Origin of the sequence: Burkholderia sp. AU45251 (assembly GCF_030482905.1) — a bacterium.
Lineage (GTDB): Bacteria > Pseudomonadota > Gammaproteobacteria > Burkholderiales > Burkholderiaceae > Burkholderia > Burkholderia aenigmatica.
The window spans coordinates 680,265-696,583 of sequence record NZ_JAUJQH010000001.1; the positions used below are offsets into that span (position 1 = coordinate 680,265).

At 67.0% G+C, this 16,319-nt stretch carries 14 protein-coding genes; 8 read left to right on the forward strand and 6 right to left on the reverse strand.

The annotated features are described in order from the left end of the window. Nucleotides 1-52: 52 nt before the first annotated feature. The 4 genes from QZM67_RS03015 (at nt 53) to yddG (ending at nt 4,953) form a co-directional block, all read left to right on the forward strand. The gene (locus tag QZM67_RS03015) at nt 53-1,384 is read left to right on the forward strand and encodes an MFS transporter (protein WP_301800720.1); all 1,332 of its coding nucleotides are present in this window, start codon (nt 53-55) and stop codon (nt 1,382-1,384) included. A 76-nt stretch (nt 1,385-1,460) separates the two neighbouring features. Next, the gene (locus tag QZM67_RS03020) at nt 1,461-2,369 is read left to right on the forward strand and encodes a dihydrodipicolinate synthase family protein (protein WP_301800723.1); all 909 of its coding nucleotides are present in this window, start codon (nt 1,461-1,463) and stop codon (nt 2,367-2,369) included. Beyond that, the gene (locus QZM67_RS03025) at nt 2,369-3,871 is read left to right on the forward strand and encodes an aldehyde dehydrogenase (protein WP_175025169.1); all 1,503 of its coding nucleotides are present in this window, start codon (nt 2,369-2,371) and stop codon (nt 3,869-3,871) included. Before QZM67_RS03020 ends, QZM67_RS03025 begins: the two co-directional genes overlap by 1 nt. A gap of 137 nt (nt 3,872-4,008) precedes the next feature. Next, nucleotides 4,009-4,953 carry an aromatic amino acid DMT transporter YddG gene (gene yddG / locus QZM67_RS03030; protein WP_301800726.1) on the forward strand — a complete coding sequence of 315 codons (945 nt, stop codon included), beginning with the start codon at nt 4,009-4,011 and terminating at the stop codon, nt 4,951-4,953. Between the two features lie 72 nt (nt 4,954-5,025). Here the strand turns inward: yddG and QZM67_RS03035 are convergent, their stop codons facing one another. Beyond that, the gene (locus tag QZM67_RS03035; RefSeq protein WP_175025167.1) at nt 5,026-5,655 is read right to left on the reverse strand and encodes a LysE family translocator; all 630 of its coding nucleotides are present in this window, start codon (nt 5,653-5,655) and stop codon (nt 5,026-5,028) included. A 123-nt stretch (nt 5,656-5,778) separates the two neighbouring features. Continuing rightward, on the reverse strand, nt 5,779-6,675 hold the full coding sequence (locus QZM67_RS03040; RefSeq protein WP_301800728.1) for a LysR family transcriptional regulator: 897 nt from the start codon (nt 6,673-6,675) through the stop codon (nt 5,779-5,781). 320 nt (nt 6,676-6,995) lie between these two features. On the opposite strand from QZM67_RS03040, the gene QZM67_RS03045 reads away from it, so the two are divergent. Continuing rightward, nucleotides 6,996-7,844: a sulfite exporter TauE/SafE family protein gene (locus QZM67_RS03045; protein WP_089452786.1), complete on the forward strand. Its 849-nt coding sequence runs from the start codon at nt 6,996-6,998 to the stop codon at nt 7,842-7,844. A 387-nt stretch (nt 7,845-8,231) separates the two neighbouring features. Here the strand turns inward: QZM67_RS03045 and QZM67_RS03050 are convergent, their stop codons facing one another. Beyond that, nucleotides 8,232-9,188, reverse strand: a complete 957-nt coding sequence (locus tag QZM67_RS03050) for a LysR substrate-binding domain-containing protein (RefSeq protein WP_301801400.1) — start codon at nt 9,186-9,188, stop codon at nt 8,232-8,234. A gap of 88 nt (nt 9,189-9,276) precedes the next feature. Between QZM67_RS03050 and QZM67_RS03055 the strand changes: the two genes are divergently transcribed. From QZM67_RS03055 to QZM67_RS03065, 3 genes are all read left to right on the forward strand, one after another. Further along, a complete protein-coding gene (locus QZM67_RS03055; RefSeq protein ID WP_301800729.1) occupies nt 9,277-10,617 on the forward strand; it encodes a D-serine ammonia-lyase in 1,341 nt (446 codons plus the stop codon). 53 nt (nt 10,618-10,670) lie between these two features. Then, nucleotides 10,671-10,925, forward strand: a complete 255-nt coding sequence (locus tag QZM67_RS03060; protein ID WP_027791787.1) for a hypothetical protein — start codon at nt 10,671-10,673, stop codon at nt 10,923-10,925. Nucleotides 10,926-11,209: 284 nt separating this feature from the next. Then, nucleotides 11,210-11,509 (forward strand): DUF4148 domain-containing protein, encoded by a 300-nt coding sequence (locus QZM67_RS03065; RefSeq protein ID WP_175025163.1) that lies wholly within the window; start codon nt 11,210-11,212, stop codon nt 11,507-11,509. Between the two features lie 99 nt (nt 11,510-11,608). On the opposite strand, the gene QZM67_RS03070 is transcribed toward QZM67_RS03065, so the two are convergent. The 3 genes from QZM67_RS03070 to QZM67_RS03080 form a co-directional block, all read right to left on the reverse strand. Continuing rightward, the gene (locus QZM67_RS03070) at nt 11,609-13,399 is read right to left on the reverse strand and encodes a GGDEF domain-containing protein (RefSeq protein WP_301800731.1); all 1,791 of its coding nucleotides are present in this window, start codon (nt 13,397-13,399) and stop codon (nt 11,609-11,611) included. Next, nucleotides 13,396-14,526: an extracellular solute-binding protein gene (locus QZM67_RS03075; protein ID WP_301800732.1), complete on the reverse strand. Its 1,131-nt coding sequence runs from the start codon at nt 14,524-14,526 to the stop codon at nt 13,396-13,398. Before QZM67_RS03075 ends, QZM67_RS03070 begins: the two co-directional genes overlap by 4 nt. 203 nt (nt 14,527-14,729) lie before the next feature. Further along, nucleotides 14,730-16,316: an aldehyde dehydrogenase (NADP(+)) gene (locus tag QZM67_RS03080; RefSeq protein WP_301800733.1), complete on the reverse strand. Its 1,587-nt coding sequence runs from the start codon at nt 16,314-16,316 to the stop codon at nt 14,730-14,732. Nucleotides 16,317-16,319: the final 3 nt, after the last annotated feature.

Below are 16,319 nucleotides of genomic sequence, written 5' to 3' on the forward strand. Positions count from 1 at the left end.
AATAGATCGCGCGACGGTGTTCCGTGCGCAATTTCATGGAAGGAGACAGGCAATGTCAACGCATCACGTTTCCATCGAGGATGTTCCGCTCAATGGATTCCACCAGTTGCTCACGATCCGCTCGGGCGGCGGCTGGCTCATGGACGGCTACGTGCTGAGCATCATCGGCGTCGCGATGGTGCAGTTTTCCGACGCACTTGGCCTGACCGGCTTCTGGCAAGGCATGGTCGCCGCGTCCGCGCTGATCGGCATCTTCTTCGGCGGCTTTATCGGCGGCTGGCTCAGCGACCGTCTCGGGCGGCAGAAGCCCTACTTCTTCGGCCCGGTGATCTTCTTCGTCTGCTCGCTCGCGCAGTTTTGGGTCCAGTCGGGCGAAGCGCTGTTCGTGCTGCGCTTCCTGATCGGTATCGGCGTGGGCATCGAATATCCGGTCGCCGGCTCGCTGCTGGTCGAGTTCATGCCGCGCAAGTATCGCGGGCCGCGCCTCGCGATGCTGACGATCATCTGGTTCTTCGGCGCGGCGCTCGCGTACATCGTCGGCAACATCATCCTCGGCAGCGGCGGCCCCGATGCATGGCGCTGGGTGCTGGCCAGCCCGGCCGTGATCGGTCTCGCGCTGTTCGTCGTGCGCATCGGCACGCCCGAATCGCCGCGCTGGCTGCTCAGCAAGGGGCGTGTGGCGGAAGCGGACAGCGTGATCCGGAAAGTCTACGGCCCGTCGTTCTCGGTGAAGAACCTGCCGGAAGAGCAAGCCGAAAAGAAGATCTCGCTGTGGGCACTGCTGCACTCGGGCTACGGCAAGCGGATGCTGTTCGTGTCGGTGTTCTGGAGCTGCTCCGTGATTCCCGTGTTCGCCGTCTACTCGTTCGCGCCGCGCGTACTCGAAGCGCTGCACCTGACCGGCAAGTGGGAATCGCTCGGCTCCGTGGCCATCACGTTGCTGTTCGTGGTCGGCTGCATCATCGCGACGTGGATCATCAACGAACTCGGTCGCCGCGCGATGGTGATCCACAGCTTCCTCTGGTCGGGCCTCGCGCTGCTGGGCCTAGGCGCGTGCTCCGGCGGCTCGGCGGTGCTGATCCTCGTGCTGTTCGGTGCGTATGCGGTGCTGATCGGCGGCGCGCAGGTGCTGCAGCTCGTGTACCCGAATGAAATCTTCCCGACCGACATCCGCGCATTCGCGGTCGGCATGGGCGCCTCGCTGTCACGCATCGGCGCGGCTGTCGGTACCTGGCTCGTGCCGATCGCGCTGCAGACCGTCGGGATCGGCAACACCATGTACGCGGCGGCGGCCGTCTCGTTCGTCGGGCTGATCGCATCGCTCGCGCTGGCGCCCGAGACGCGCTCGCTCAGCCTGCAAGAAGCCGCATCACTCAACCACTGATACCCGTTACCGGTGCGCCGTCACGACGGTGCACCTTTCGTCAACCCGACCGTTTCCCTTTTCGCGGAAGAACATCATGAATTTCGAAGGCATCTACACCCCGGCCATCACGCCCCTGAACGCCGCCGGCCAGATCGACAAGACCGCATTCGCCGACGTGATCGAATCGCTGATCGCGGCCGGCGTGCACGGCATCATCATCGGCGGCTCGACCGGCGAATACTATGCGCACACCGCGCAGGAGCGCTTCGACCTCGGCGCCTGGGCGCGTGAAGTGATCGGTTCGCGCGTGCCGCTCGTGATCGGCACCGGCGCGGTGCGCACCGAGGATTCCGTCGAATACGCGAAGGCGGCCAAGGCCGTGCGCGCCGACGCGATCCTGGTCGGCTCGCCGCCCTACGCGCTGCCCACGCAGCAGGAGAATGCCGCGCACGCGCTGGAGATCGATCGCGCGGCCGGCCTGCCGATCATGCTTTACAACTACCCGGGCCGGATGAGCGTGTCGATGGATCGTGAATTCTTCCGCACCGTCTGCGACGCGTCGAAGAACATCGTCGCGATCAAGGAAAGCTCGGGCCAGACGGGCCAGCTGCACATGCTGGTACGCGAGTTCCCGAACATCAGCGTGTCGTGCGGCTGGGACGACCAGGCGCTGGAATTCTTCGCGTGGGGCGCGCGCAGCTGGGTCTGCGCGGGCTCGAACTTCCTGCCGGCCGAGCATATCGCGCTGTACCAGGCATGCGCGATCGAGAAGGACTTCGACAAGGGCCGCCGGATCATGTCCGCGATGATGCCGCTGATGGATTTCCTCGAAGGCGGCAAGTTCGTGCAGTCGATCAAGTACGGTTGCGAACTCGTGGGGCTGCGCGCGGGCGGCGTGCGCGCACCGCTGCGCGGGCTCGACGAACCGGAAAAGCAGGCGCTGGCCGCGATCGTGGCCGGCATCAAGCGCGAAGTCGCCGCCGTCACCGGAGGCGAAGACTGATGACCGACCTGCTCAGCGCGTCCGAGTACGCGGCGCTGGCCGCGGCGTTGCGCTTCCCGACCGGGCCGTTCATCGACGGCGCGTTCCGCGCGGCCCGCTCCGGCGATACGTTCGCGACCGTCAATCCGGCCACCGACGCCGTCCTCGCGCAGATTGGCGCATGCAATGCGGCCGACGTCGACATCGCGGTCGCCAATGCGCGGCAGGCGTTCGAGGACGGTCGCTGGCGCAAGCTGGCGCCGTCGCACCGCAAGGCCGTCCTGCTGAAGTTTGCCGACCTGCTCGAGCAGCACGCGCACGAACTCGCGACGATGGAAAGCCTCGACAGCGGCAAGCCGATCCGCGAATGCCAGAACACCGACGTGCCGGAGACGATTCATACGATCCGCTGGCACGCCGAGCTGATCGACAAGATCTACGACAACACGGCCCCCGTCGGCGGCAACGCGCTGGCGCTCGTCGTGCGCGAGCCGATCGGCGTCGTCGGCCTCGTGCTGCCGTGGAATTTTCCGCTGCTGATGCTCGCGTGGAAGATCGGCCCGTCGCTCGCGGCCGGCTGCTCGATCGTGGTCAAGCCGGCCAAGGAAACCACGCTCACGGCGCTGCGCGTCGCGGAACTTGCTCACGAAGCCGGCGTGCCGGCCGGCGTCTTCAACGTGTTGCCGGGCGGCGGCAAGGAAGTCGGCGAGCCGCTGGGCCGTCATGCGGACGTCGACATGGTGAGCTTCACCGGGTCGACGGATACCGGGCGGAAGTTCCTCACGTACGCAGCCGAATCCAACCTGAAGCGCATCGTGCTAGAGTGCGGCGGCAAGAATCCGGCGGTCGTGCTGCCCGATGCGCCCGATCTCGACGCGGTCGCGCAGCACATCGTCAACGGCGCGTTCTGGAACATGGGCGAAAACTGCTCGGCGTCGTCGCGGCTGATCGTCCATGCCGACATCAAGGACGAACTGCTGCTGCGTATCGGCACGCACATGCGCGAATGGTCGATGGGCAACCCGCTCGACCCGGCGCACCGGATCGGCGCGATGGTCAGCAAGGCCCACTTCGAAAAAGTGCGCTCGTACCTCGAGCAGGCCGGTGCGGAACGCTTGAAGGTTGCGTTCGGCGGCCAGACCGACGGCGGCATTTTCGTCGAGCCGACCGTCGTGGACGGCGTGAGCCCGCACAGCCGGCTGTTCCGCGAGGAGATCTTCGGCCCGGTCCTGTCGGTGACGACGTTCACCGACATCGGTGAGGCGATCACGCTGGCCAACGACTCGGTGTACGGGCTCGCCGCTTCGGTCTACACCGGCAGCCTGAACCAGGCGATCCGGCTGTCGCGCGAGATCCGCGCGGGCGTCGTGACCGTCAACTGCTTCGGCGAAGGCGACGTGACGACGCCGTTCGGCGGTTACAAGGCATCCGGGTTCGGCGGCCGCGACAAGTCGATCTGGGCGCACGACCAGTACACCGAGATCAAGACCATCTGGATCGACGTACCCGTGGACCCCGCGTAAGCGGGCTGCATGGGATTGCCGGTTGGCGCCGCCCCGCGGGACGGCGGCAACCGGCTCATTCCGTCCGCCATCGCGGTACGTGCGGGCAGAACCGAATCATCTGAAATCGAATTTGAATGTTGAAACAGGCAGGAAGCATGAAGCGCAAGAATAAGGCAACGCTCGCCGGGCTCGGCGCGGTGTTGTTGTGGGCCTCCGTCGTCGCTCTCGTTCGCGGCGTGAGCGAAAGTCTCGGCGCGACCGGCGGCGCCGCGATGATCTACACGGTGGCATCCGTGCTTCTGCTGTTTTCGGTCGGCTTCCCCGATCTGAGCCGGTTCCCGAGAAACTATCTGCTGTGGGGCGGGCTGCTGTTCGTCGCGTACGAGCTGTGCCTGTCGCTGTCGATTGGCTATGCAAGCAACGGCCAGCAGGCGATCGAAGTCGCGATGGTCAACTATCTGTGGCCGAGCTTCACGCTGGTCGCGGCGATTGTGTTCAACAAGCAGCGCGCCAACCTGCTGGTCGTGCCCGGCGTCCTGCTGTCGATGCTCGGCATCTGCCGGGTGCTCGGCGGCGACCAGGGCCTCGATCCGGCCGGCATGCTGCACAACGTCACGGACAATCCGCTGAGTTACGGCCTCGCGTTCGTCGGCGCGCTGATCTGGGCCGCCTATTGCACGGTGACGGCGCGCATCGCCGACGGCAAGAACGGTGTCACGCCGTTCTTCATGCTGGTTGCGCTGGTGCTCTGGATCAAGTTCGCGATCGAAGGCGGCGGCGGCATGACGTTCAGCCTGCATGCGGTCATTTACATCGTGCTGGCGGCATCGGCGCTGGGGTTCGGCTATGCGGCCTGGAACACCGGCATCATGCACGGCAACGTGACGGTCATCGTCGGCGCGTCGTACTTCACCCCGGTGCTCGCCGCCATGCTCGCCGCGACGCTGCTGCATGCGCCGCTGTCGATCGAATTCTGGCAAGGCGCATCGATGGTATGCGGCGGGTCGATCCTGTGCTGGCTCGCGACGCGCGGCCGGCGCCGTGAAAAAGCCGCGCCCGTTCGGGTCGGCAACGATGCGCAGGGCAATTGCCAGGGCTGACGGTACCGGGCGCTTTCGTCGCGCTGCAACGCGAACGCCCCCGGCGGTCCTGTAAACCGTCCGTCACTCGCGCTAGCGCGACTCCAGCGCGATACGCACGGCCAGTCCGGCCAGCACCGTGCCCATCAACCAGCGCTGGGCCGACGCCCAGACCGGCCGCCCCGCCAGAAAGCCCGCGATGGCGCCGGCCATGCACACAATCAGCGCATTCACGCTGACGCTCACCGCGATCTGCACGCAACCGAGCGCCAGCGATTGCGCGAGTACGCTGCCGTGGCCCGGCGAAATGAATTGCGGCAGCAGCGACAGATACATCACCGCGATCTTCGGATTCGCGAGGCTCGTCACGAAACCCATCGTGAAGAGCCTGGCGCGACTGTCATTCGGCAACTGCCTGACCTGGAACGCCGAGCGACCGCCCGGCTTCAGCGCCTGCCACGCCAGGTACGCGAGATAAAGCGCGCCGGCAAAGCGCAACGCGTCGTACGCATACGGCACGGCCATCACCAGCGCGGTGATGCCCAACGCCGCGCACACCATGTAGAACACGAACCCCAGCGCGACGCCGCCGAGCGACACCAGCCCGGCACGGCGGCCCTGGCAGATCGAACGCGAAACCAGGTAGATCATGTTCGGCCCGGGCGTCAGCACCATGCCGAGCGACACGAGTCCGAAAGCAAGCAAGGTGGGCAAGGCCGGCACGGCAATCTCCTTCGGGGCAAAGCGGTCAGGGGCGAGTTCGAACAATGTACTGCATCTCGATCGGCATCGTCATGAATAAACTGCAAGCGGCTCATGAACGCTGTTCATCGCACCGGCCGCACGCTACCTGCCCTTTTTCGCGCGCGTGTGAAGCGCCTTCCCTGCCTTCGCACGCTGTGCGTCGACGAGCCGCACGAACTCGTCTGCGACCGCATTACCCGCCGTATTCCACGACAACCGCACCGAACGATGCAGCCTCGGCGACAGCTCCAGCACGCGGCCACCGAATGGTGTGTACGTGAGCGTGATGCGCGGCACGATCGACACGCCCATGCCGGCCTCTGCCATCGACAGGATGGTGCGCATCTCGACCACGTTGAACGCGGCCCGCAGCGGCGCGTCGCTGCGCGCGAAGTAATCCGCGATCACCGGCCCGCATCCTGCCTTCGAGAATATGAACGGGGCCGTGGACAACTGCTTTGCCGACACGCTCTTGCGGTTGGCGAACATGCCGTCCGCCGCCACCGCGACAAAGTCCTCGTCGAGCAGCGGCAGATTGTGCGCGAACGTCTTCGTGCCGGCCACCACGCCGATATCGGCCGTCCCGTCGTCGATCCACCCTTCGACTTCGCTGTCCGTGCCTTCGAGCAGCACCGCCGATACGCCCTGGTGCATCTCCTTCAACGCCTCGAGCGCGGGCACGACGAACGCCAGCGACACGCTCGGCAGCGACGCGACCACCAGCTTCCCTTCCAGCTTGCCGCGCGACAGGCTGAACTGCTGGCGCAACAGCTGCGCTTCGCGCACCACGTTCTGGATGGACGGCCACAGGCGTTCGCCCGCCGCCGTCAGGACGACCGGCTGCCGGTCGCGCCACAGCAGCTTGACCTCCGTGAGGTCTTCCAGCTCGGTCAGTGCATGACTGATCGCGGATTGACTGCGGTTCAACCGGTCGGCCGCGGCCGTGAGCGAACCGAGTTCGACCACGGCCGCCAGGGCCTGCAACTGGGCAAGGGTCATCGGGTCTCCTCATTCCGGGATATGTATGTTGTGCATGATGCGGCAAGCTGTCGTGAATTATATTGAACCGCGAACCTGATCGGGCCGACGATACCGGTGGTGCGCCGCGACCCGCGTCGAATGTCCGCCGCGCCGCTCAGGTAAGATGCATCCTCGAACCGCGTGCCGATTGCCTGCGGCCCCGGCCGCACAACGGCGCGGCGCCATGCGATCAACTTCCGGTTCGAGCCCAACCAGAACAAATGCGTGCAACATGCACGCGACCGCAACAGGCTCCGTCGGCAGCGCTCGCTGCCGGATAGGCCGCGACTTGCCATTCCATGATGCATTTCAATCTGACTGAAGGTGTGCTGGTCTCCAGCCTGCAGGGGCTCAGCGCGTTCGATCTGGCCGGCATCGCCGTCGCGCTGCTGCTGGGCGGCATGGCCAAGGGAATCACGGGCATCGGCGTGCCGCTGATCGCGATGCCGATTCTCAGCCAGTTCCTGCCGATCCGGCATGCGGTGCTGCTGCTGTCGATGCCGATCATCCTCGGCAACATCCCGCAGGCGCTGGAAGGCGGCCAGGTGCTGGCGACGGCACGCAAGATCGCCGCGCCGATCGCGGGCACCGTGATCGGCAATATCGTCGGTGTCGCAATCCTGCTCTCGCTCAACCCGGGTCATGCGCAAGCGGCGTCCGGCGCGCTGCTGATCGTGGCCGCGGCACTGATGCTCGCCGCGCCGAAACTCAACCTGCCGGATGCATGGCAAAAGCCCGTCGGCTTCGCACTCGGCTTCGGCGCCGCGCTGATGGAAAGCATCGCGTCGGTGCCGGGCCCGCTGCTCGCCACGTACCTGATTTCGTCCGGCGCGACCGGGCGTGTCTTCACGAAGCAGATCGCGATCATCCTGGTGGTGTCGATCGTCACGCTGATCACGACGTTCAGCGGCGCCGCGCACGCGAGCGGCGCCGACCTCGCGATCTCGGCGGCGGCCAGCCTGCCGGCCATTGCCGGCATGTGGCTCGTTCGCCCGCTGCGGGACAAGATGTCGCCCCGGATCTTCAGGATGGTCGTGCTGCTGTTCGTGCTCGCCGCGGCGTCGCAGATGATCTGGAAATCGGGCGTGCTCCGGCACGGCGGATCGCACGTTACCCAGATGAACAACGCGCAAACGGGCAAGCACTAGAGCCTGTTCACGCCCTAGCCGGTGGCGCTCCGCCATCGATCGCGCATGCGTTCTGAAAGCTGCGAAGCGTAGTATTCGCGGACCCGGCGTATCGCCCCGCCCAACGGTGCGGACGATACGTCACCGACTTTGCTGCTCGCACGCCGATATCCACATCGGCACTGCCGCGCTTTCAGAGGCATGAAATGGAAACCTACGTGTTGCTCGGCTGCGGATTCGGCCTTGGCCTGTTGATCGCCATCTGGGGTATCTGGCAGCTCAAGTAACGCTCGCCAGGCCCGTCCGCGCGCAAGCCATCCGTAGGGAGATGGACGGGAAATTGTAGTTGACGGCTGTACCCTCCGCCCAACTATTTCGCACTCCGACCCACCTGTCCGGCAGCATCGCCTACTCGTGCCGGCTTCCGTTCGACAGCAAGCGCGAGCGTGCGGCACCGAAGCGCGCGCACTCGGCCTTGAGCCACTCCGAAAAAACGGCGGTACGCGGATCGTCGGGATTGCGCGACAACAGCATGTAGCGCGCCGGCGCACGCACGTGTGTGCCGAAGACATCCACGAGCCGTCCGCTCGCGATTTCGTCGTGCACCAGCGCGGCGCGCCCCATCGCGACACCCTGATGGTTCAGCGCAGCCGTGATGGCAAGGCTCGAGAAATTGAACTGCGGGCCGTCGAGATGCGCCGTCCACACCGGACGGGCCTCCTCCAGCCACGTGCGCCACTCCACGAACTCGGGTGCGCCGCCCCACGGTGCGGCGTCGTGCAGCAGAACGACGCCGTCCAGCGATTCCCCGCTCGCAAAGAACGGATGCTGCGCCAGATACGCGGGCGTCGCGACCGGAAACAGGATTTCGTCGAGAATCGCCTCGGCATGCAGCCGCGCGTAGTGCCCCGGGTCGTAGCGCACGGCCACATCGATGTCGTCGGTCTCCATCGCCTGGCGATCCAGCACCTGAAACTCGGCCTTCACGCGAACCGGCACGTTCGGTTGTTGCCGGTGAAATTCGGACAGGCGCGGCATCAGCCATTGCAGCGCGAGCGACGGCAGGCAACTGACCTGCAGCGGAGCATCCGACATGCCAAGCGTCTGAAGCGTGCGATTGATGTCGACGAACGCGCCCGACATCGTCCCGAGCAGGATCCCGCCCTTCTCGGTCAACGTCAGGCCGCGCGCCTGGCGCACGAACAGCGGATAACCGAGCCGGTCCTCCAGGTTCCGGATCTGCTGGCTCACCGCGCTTTGCGTCAGGTTGAACGCCTGCGCCGTCTTCGTGAAGCTCAGCAACCGGCCCGCCGTTTCAAAGCAGAGCAACGCCCCCAGGAGCGAACCGTCGAGTCGCATAGATATCAGTCAGGCTAATGGATTCATTAGAAATCGGCGCTTTTGCGCAGGCTGCCGGAATCGTAGCATTCCCGCCATTCTCCCTGCTTATCCAATGCAAGACCGACCCATGACCATCACGATCCAACCCGCCGATCTATTAGCCCAACTGCAAGCCCGCCACCCATTGTTGTGGCTGAATCCCCATGCCGGCAGCCCGCTGCCGCCCGACGCGCCGGCGCTCGACGCGATTGCGATGGCCGAAGCGCGGCTGGCGCGTTGCGAACCGCTGATGGCCGAGCTGTTTCCCGAACTCGCGGCGAGCGCGGGAAAAATCGAGTCGCCGCTGATGCCGGCCGACAGCCTGCAGCGCAGGTTGTCGCTCCTGGCAGACGCACACGGCGCCTGGTTCATCAAGCGCGACGACGCGTTGCCGGTCGCCGGCTCGATCAAGGCGCGCGGCGGCTTTCATGAAGTGCTCGCGCTCGCGGAGTCGATCGCGATCGAGCACGGACTGCTCGAATCCGCGGGCGACCGCCGGATCCTCGCATCGGCCGCCGCACGCGAACGGTTTGCCGCGCACACCGTCATCGTCGGCAGCACCGGCAATCTCGGCCTGAGCATCGGCGTGATGGCCGCCGCGCTGGGGTTCGCGTCGGTCGTCCACATGTCGACCGACGCGAAGCCGTGGAAGAAGGCGCGCCTGAGACAACGCGGCGTTCGCGTGATCGAGCATGACGGCGACTACGCGCAAGCCGTCGCGGCCGGACGCGCGCAGGCACGCAATCAGCCGCGCAGCCACTTCGTCGACGACGAAGGCTCGCTGCTGCTGTTCCTCGGCTACGCGGCCAGCGCCCGGCCTCTCGCCGCGCAGCTCGCCGCGGCGGGCCGCCGCGTGGACGCGGCGCACCCGCTCTTCGTCCATATCCCGTGCGGCGTCGGCGGCGCACCGGGCGGCATCGCGTACGGTCTCAAGGCACTGTTCGGCGAGCACGTGCATTGCTTCTTTGCCGAACCCGTTGCTTCGCCGTGCATGCTGGTCCAGCTGGCCGCCGGCCCTGGCAAGCCGGTGTCCGTCTACGACGCGGGGCTCGATAATCGGACCGAGGCCGATGGCCTCGCCGTCGCGCAGGCATCGCACCTCGTCAGTCCGCTGATGGCGTCGTTGCTGTCGGGCATCTTCACCGTCAGCGACGCGCAGCTCTACGCCCAGTTGCTCGCGGTTCAGCACGCGACGGGCGTGGCACTCGAGCCGTCGGCCGCCGCTGCCGTCGGCGGTCCCGGCTGGCTGGCGCAGTCCCCGGCCGGTCGCGACTACGTGCATCGCCACGCGATCGACCTGCGCCGGTCGACGCACGTGATCTGGGCGACGGGCGGCTCGCTCGTGCCGCCGGAAGAACACCACCGCTTCCAGTCGCATGCACAAGCGCTCGCCGCTACCGCACCCGGCGCGTGACACGTTGGGGCCGGCGCCCCGCCCCGATCCCGAAGACGCGTTAGACTGTCCGGATGGAACAATGCCGTTATTGCCAGAGAATCCGCGATGAATGGGATTGCCACGGTGACGAATGCCGCCGGGCAATCGCCAAGGCGCTGCGCCGGCAGCGTGCGGGCCTGCCCATGGTGCCCGATCGCATCCGCAACGAACTGCCGTCCGGCGCGCCGACCCAGCAGGTGATCGCCGTGCTGTCGCGCCAGCGCCTGCGCGCACGCCGCGGCAACGAGGAACGCCGGGAACGCAAGGAAATCGACGACGACGTCTGACGCGGCAGCATCGCAGCCCCGGCCTCGTCCTCTCCGCCCGCGCCTTCGCCGCCGGGCGCCCATCCGTGCACGCCCCCCCGTGCCGCGCGCATCCGCCCCCTCGCCCTTGCAAATCCGGCAACACCGAATAGGGACAGAAGGCGTTTGTCTCGGAATTATTGCCCCGGTTGCAACGATCTTTCACTAAAACCCACGTTTACCCTAGGTCACCCGGCGCCTACGATGTAATCAACCGCTTACGACATGGTGTCGAACGCGGAAGCCAATAAACATCGGAGGTCATCATGAAATCGCTCGTTTCCGCAGTCGTTGCCGCTGTCGCCCTGTCCGCCTCGTTCGGCGCATTCGCCCAAAGCACCGTGACCCGCGCTCAAGTGCGCAACGAACTGGTCCAGCTTGAAAGCGTCGGTTACAAGCCGAGCCAGTCGAGCCCGCACTATCCGGCCGACATCCAGGCTGCACAAGCCCGCGTGCACGGCGCCGACAACAGCGGCTACGGTGCGCAACCGGCCGCAGCCGTCCAGGGCGGCGCACCGGCCGTGAAGGTGCAAAACCCGCGCGACTCGATCTACTTCGGCCACTAAGCCCGCCACTGCGCGCCTTCGCGCGCAGTCCGCACCGGCCACGAGCCCGTCCCGCGACGGGCTCGTCGCGTTTGCATCGCGCGTATCAGCGGCCGGCCGTCACCGGCTGCCGCCCGACGCGACCCGGCCGGCCGCTTCGTCCGTCCCGCTGCCGGTGCCGCTCCCGCTGCCGACCAGTTCCTGATAACGCACGAACGCGCGCTGCGCGGACGCCTTCGCCGCGTACATCGCCGCGTCGGCCTTGACGAGCAGTTCCTCGGCCGACGCGCCGTCTGCCGGAAACTCGCTGACGCCGATGCTCGCGCCGACGGCCATGCGCCGGTCGCCGAATTCCAGTTCCTCGGCCATCACGAGCTGGATGCGCGACGCGACGTCGCCGATCACCGCCGGTGAACGCACGTCCGCAATCAACACGATGAATTCGTCGCCGCCGAGCCGCGCGACCATGTCGCCGCCGCGCAGTACGAGGCTCAGCCGCTTGGCGACCGCGACGAGCGCGCGGTCGCCTGCCGAATGCCCATGCTGGTCGTTGATCTGCTTGAAGCGGTCGAGATCGACGAACATCACGGCCAGCCCTTCGTGCATCGCGGCCGCGCGCCGGATCGCGGCGTCGAGATGCTCCATGAACAGCAGGCGGTTCGGCAGCGCGGTCAGCGCATCGTGGCCCGCGAGGTGCGTGAGCTCCAGCTGCTTCGCGCGCAGCATCGCGACCTGCGTGCGGATCTCGACGCGCATGCTGTCGAAACAGCGCGCGAGCACGCCGATCTCGTCGGCACGCCCGACCGGCAGCTGCTCGGCGGCCGGATCGTCGAACACGTGCGTCGCGGCGCGCGCGAGCGTCTGCAGCGGCCGCGTGATCGCACGCGCGAACAGGATCGCGAGGATCACCGCGAACAAGCTCGATACGAGCACCATCCGGACGATCCGTTCGCCGAGCATGCCGGCCGGCGCCAGCACGTCCCCCAGCGGGCGCGCCATCCCGAGCACGACGAAGCGGTTGCCCTCGTCGTGCCCGAACGGCGTGCGCGCGAAGGCGAACATCTGCCCCGGTGCCTCGGCCGGATTGGCAAGGCCATTGACCGTAGCGTTGACGCGCGTACTGTCGAACAGCGCGCGCGTGACGGCAAAGCGGTCCTGCATCAGCACGCGCCGGCCGCGATCGAAGCCGAACGTCTGCGACGGATCGGGATGCACGAGGAAATCGCCCCACTCGTTCGCGAGATACACCCCATAGTCTTCCGGCAGATCGCGCTCGAGCCGGTCGAACACGCGCGACAGCTCGACGTCGACGACCAGCGCGCCAACCGTCTGGCCCGACGTGTCGACGACCGGCGTGCCCACGCGCAGGATCGGCAGCCCTTCGGCTGCGTGCGACCCCGTCTCGTGGTTGATCACGATCGGCGACAGGTAGATATGGCCAGGCGCGGTCGCGAGCGTATCGAATACATAGGAAAACTGTCCTTTCTCCTGGAACACGCTGTCCGGCAGCACGACGATGCCGTGCGCGTCGCGATCGATGCGGATGCGTTCGAGCCCGAAATCCCCGCGCGCGATCAGCCGGATCTGCAGGTATTCGGGGTGATTTCTCATGAAGCTGTAGAACACCTGCTCGAGCCGTGCGCGTGGCGCGCCATCCCGGTTGTCGCCGTCCGAGACCAGCGCGCACGACGGCAACTGCGCGAGCACGAGCGCATCGTCCGCAACGTCGGACAGCGCAGTGGTAAAGCGCTGCCCGAGCAGTTGCGTCGACATCAGCAAGCTGTGCTGCGCTTCCTGCACGAGCATCGCGCGGTTCGCGCGATACGTGTAATAGCCGGTCGCGCCGGACGCGATCACGCCGATGCATGCGAACAGCACCGACAGTTTCGACGTGAGTCCGAGCCGGATCATTTTTCGAATCGCTCCGGACGGTCGCCCGACACGATGCGGCTCCACAACGTTTCGCGTCGCGCGATGTCCTCGACGGGCTGGAGCCAGACGAGATGCTGGTGCCCGGTGTCGAGGCCCGGCGGCGGCGCAAGCGTGTTCGCGAGGCCCTGGCGTTCGGTCAGCAGCGCGCCGATCGCCGGTTCGAGCATGTAGTTGATCCACGCGAACGCGAGCTCGGGATGCTGCGCGCCGCGCGTGACGGCCCAGCAGTCGAGCCACGCGAGCGCGCCTTCGTCCGGGATCACGTAGCCGACGTCCGCGCCGGCGCGCCTGAGCAGTTCGACCTGCTGCGTGCCGTAGTTGCCGAACATCAGCGCCGCGCGATGCTGGACGAACAGCGCGGTCGCCTCTTCAGGAAGCGTGTAGTACGTCAGCAGGTTGCGGCGCAGGTCGATCAGCTTGTGCGCGACCACGAGCGTCTGCGCGGGCGACAGGCGAAACGGATCGGAATAGCCGAGCGCCAGCGCCGTGAACGAAAAATTGTGCTGCGCACTGTTGAAGTCGAGCACCTTGCCGCGGTAGCGAGGATTCCACAATTCCCGCATCGAGTGCGGCGCAACCGGCACCTGCTTGCGGTCGTAGATCAGCCCCATCGACGAATACGTGAACGGGATCGCGTACGCGGCGCCCTCTTCCACGAGCCCGCCGATCGTCGCGAGCTGCTGGAAGTTCGGCAACTGCCGCCGCCGGTTCGGGATGCGCGACAGGTCGATCGGCGCGAGCAGACGTTCGTGCGCGTAGCGCTGGATCTCGGCCGTGTTCGCGGCCAGCACGTCGTACGGCGGTGGCGCGGCGCTGTGCATCCGCGTCCACAGTGCCTCGTCGGAATCGACGAACGTCACTTCGACGCGTACGTGAAATTGCACCTCGAACGCGCTGACGACGTCGCTGTCCGCATAGCCCGGCCATGCAAGCACGCGCAGCACGTTGTCGTTGACGGCTTCGGGAGGGGCGGCGAACGCCGCAAGCGCAGCGGCAACCAAGCCCGCCGTCAAAATGATGAGCAGCCCGAACACGGCGATACGTACGCGCGTACGTGCGCCGATTCCCCTGATCAATCGGTCCCCGTGTGAATCGCCCGGCTGCATTCGACTGTCCTTTTTCGAGTCGATGCGATATCCCGCAACAAGACCATAAAACCTACGGTCGCGCAATCGGAAGAAGCCGTATACGGCGGCGACGGCGCCGCCTCACCGGCTTCGTTGCACGTGCATCAAAGGCCGTCGGGCAAGCGGCCAATCATCAGTCGAAAGTACGCCATCGCCGCGTCGCCCGTTCGGGAACGGACCCGTCACGCCTGCGCGGCGCGATGCCCGTCGATGGTGCGCGGCACGCCCTGCGGATTCGCGTCGCGCAGCGCATCGGGCAGCAGCGCGTCGGGCACGTCCTGATAGCAGACCGGGCGCAGGAAACGACCGATCGCGAGGCTGCCCACCGACGTCGAGCGTCCGTCCGACGTCGCCGGATACGGACCGCCGTGCACCATCGCATGCCCGACCTCCACGCCCGTGCCGAAGCCGTTCACGAGAATGCGCCCTGCGCGCCGCTCGAGCAGCGGCATGAAGGCGCGCGCCGCGGCGTGATCGCCGTCGTCGACATGCAGCGCCGTCGTGAGCTGCCCGTCGAGCCGCTCAACGAGCGCATGCATCGTGTCGAGATCCGGGCAGCGCACGACGAGCGAGGCGGGGCCGAACACTTCGTCGTGCAACTCGGGCTGACGAGCGAACCGGTCGGCCTGCGTGGCGAACAGCGCGGCGCGGCCCGCATGACGGATCCCGTCACCGGCCGCCGCGCCGCGCGCAAGCAGTTCGACACCGGCCTGCGCGCCCAGCCGCGCGACCGCCTCGTCGTACGCGCGGTGAATGCCTGGCGTGAGCATCGCGGCCGCGGGCAGATCGGTCAGCGCGGCGGCGGCCGCGGCCTCGAAGCGTCGCAGCGCGGGGCCGTCGACGCCGAGAATCAGCCCCGGATTCGTGCAGAACTGACCGACGCCGAGCGTCAGCGCCGCCGCGAACGCGCGGCCGATCGCCTCCGCGCGTGCGTCGAGTGCATGCGCAAACAGCAACACCGGATTCACACTGCTCATCTCCGCGTAGACGGGTATCGGCTGCGGTCGCGCAGCCGCGAGCGCCATCAGCGCAACGCCGCCGTGGCGCGAGCCCGTGAAGCCCACCGCCTGGATGCGCGGATCGCGCACGAGCGCGGCGCCCACGTCGTAACCGTCGTCGAACAGCAGCGAGAACGTGCCATCCGGCATCGCACATGCGTCCACGGCATCCCGAATCGCACGGCCGACGAGTGCCGACGTGCCCGGATGCGCGGGATGCACCTTCACGATCACCGGGCAGCCGGCCGCCAGCGCCGACACCGTGTCTCCGCCAGCGACGGAGAACGCCAGCGGGAAATTGCTCGCACCGAACACGGCGACCGGGCCCAGCGCGACGTGCTGCATGCGCAGGTCGACGCGCGGCAGCGGCTGACGCGCCGGCTGCGCGGGATCGATGCGCACGCCGAGGAAATCGCCCGCCCGCACGACCTGCGCGAACATTCGAAGCTGCGCGACGGTGCGTGCGCGCTCGCCCTCGATGCGCGCGCGCGGCAGGCCGCTTTCCGCGACGCAGCGCTCGATCAGTAAATCGCCGAGCGCGAGCAGCCCCTCGGCGATCGTGTCGAGCAACGCCGCGCGCGCGTGCAGCGACGTATGTCGATACGCATCGAATGCCTGCGCCGCCAGCGCACAGGCCGCGTCGACGTCTTGCGCCGACGCGCGGCCGAACACGGGGGCGAGCGCCGCGCCGGTTGCCGGGTCGATCGCCTGGAATCCCGCGGCGCCGACCACGCTGCGCCGACCGATCAGGGAAGCGCCAGAAATCTGCATGAA

Coding starts and splice junctions, on each gene's coding strand:
- QZM67_RS03070 (WP_301800731.1), bottom strand. CDS start 13,399: ATGATCCGGCTCGGACTCACGTCGAAACTGTCGGTGCTGTTCGCATGC.
- QZM67_RS03075 (WP_301800732.1), bottom strand. CDS start 14,526: ATGCAGCCGGGCGATTCACACGGGGACCGATTGATCAGGGGAATCGGC.
- QZM67_RS03060 (WP_027791787.1), top strand. CDS start 10,671: ATGGAACAATGCCGTTATTGCCAGAGAATCCGCGATGAATGGGATTGC.
- QZM67_RS03020 (WP_301800723.1), top strand. CDS start 1,461: ATGAATTTCGAAGGCATCTACACCCCGGCCATCACGCCCCTGAACGCC.
- QZM67_RS03055 (WP_301800729.1), top strand. CDS start 9,277: ATGCAAGACCGACCCATGACCATCACGATCCAACCCGCCGATCTATTA.
- QZM67_RS03080 (WP_301800733.1), bottom strand. CDS start 16,316: ATGCAGATTTCTGGCGCTTCCCTGATCGGTCGGCGCAGCGTGGTCGGC.
- QZM67_RS03045 (WP_089452786.1), top strand. CDS start 6,996: ATGATGCATTTCAATCTGACTGAAGGTGTGCTGGTCTCCAGCCTGCAG.
- yddG (WP_301800726.1), top strand. CDS start 4,009: ATGAAGCGCAAGAATAAGGCAACGCTCGCCGGGCTCGGCGCGGTGTTG.
- QZM67_RS03040 (WP_301800728.1), bottom strand. CDS start 6,675: ATGACCCTTGCCCAGTTGCAGGCCCTGGCGGCCGTGGTCGAACTCGGT.
- QZM67_RS03025 (WP_175025169.1), top strand. CDS start 2,369: ATGACCGACCTGCTCAGCGCGTCCGAGTACGCGGCGCTGGCCGCGGCG.
- QZM67_RS03015 (WP_301800720.1), top strand. CDS start 53: ATGTCAACGCATCACGTTTCCATCGAGGATGTTCCGCTCAATGGATTC.
- QZM67_RS03065 (WP_175025163.1), top strand. CDS start 11,210: ATGAAATCGCTCGTTTCCGCAGTCGTTGCCGCTGTCGCCCTGTCCGCC.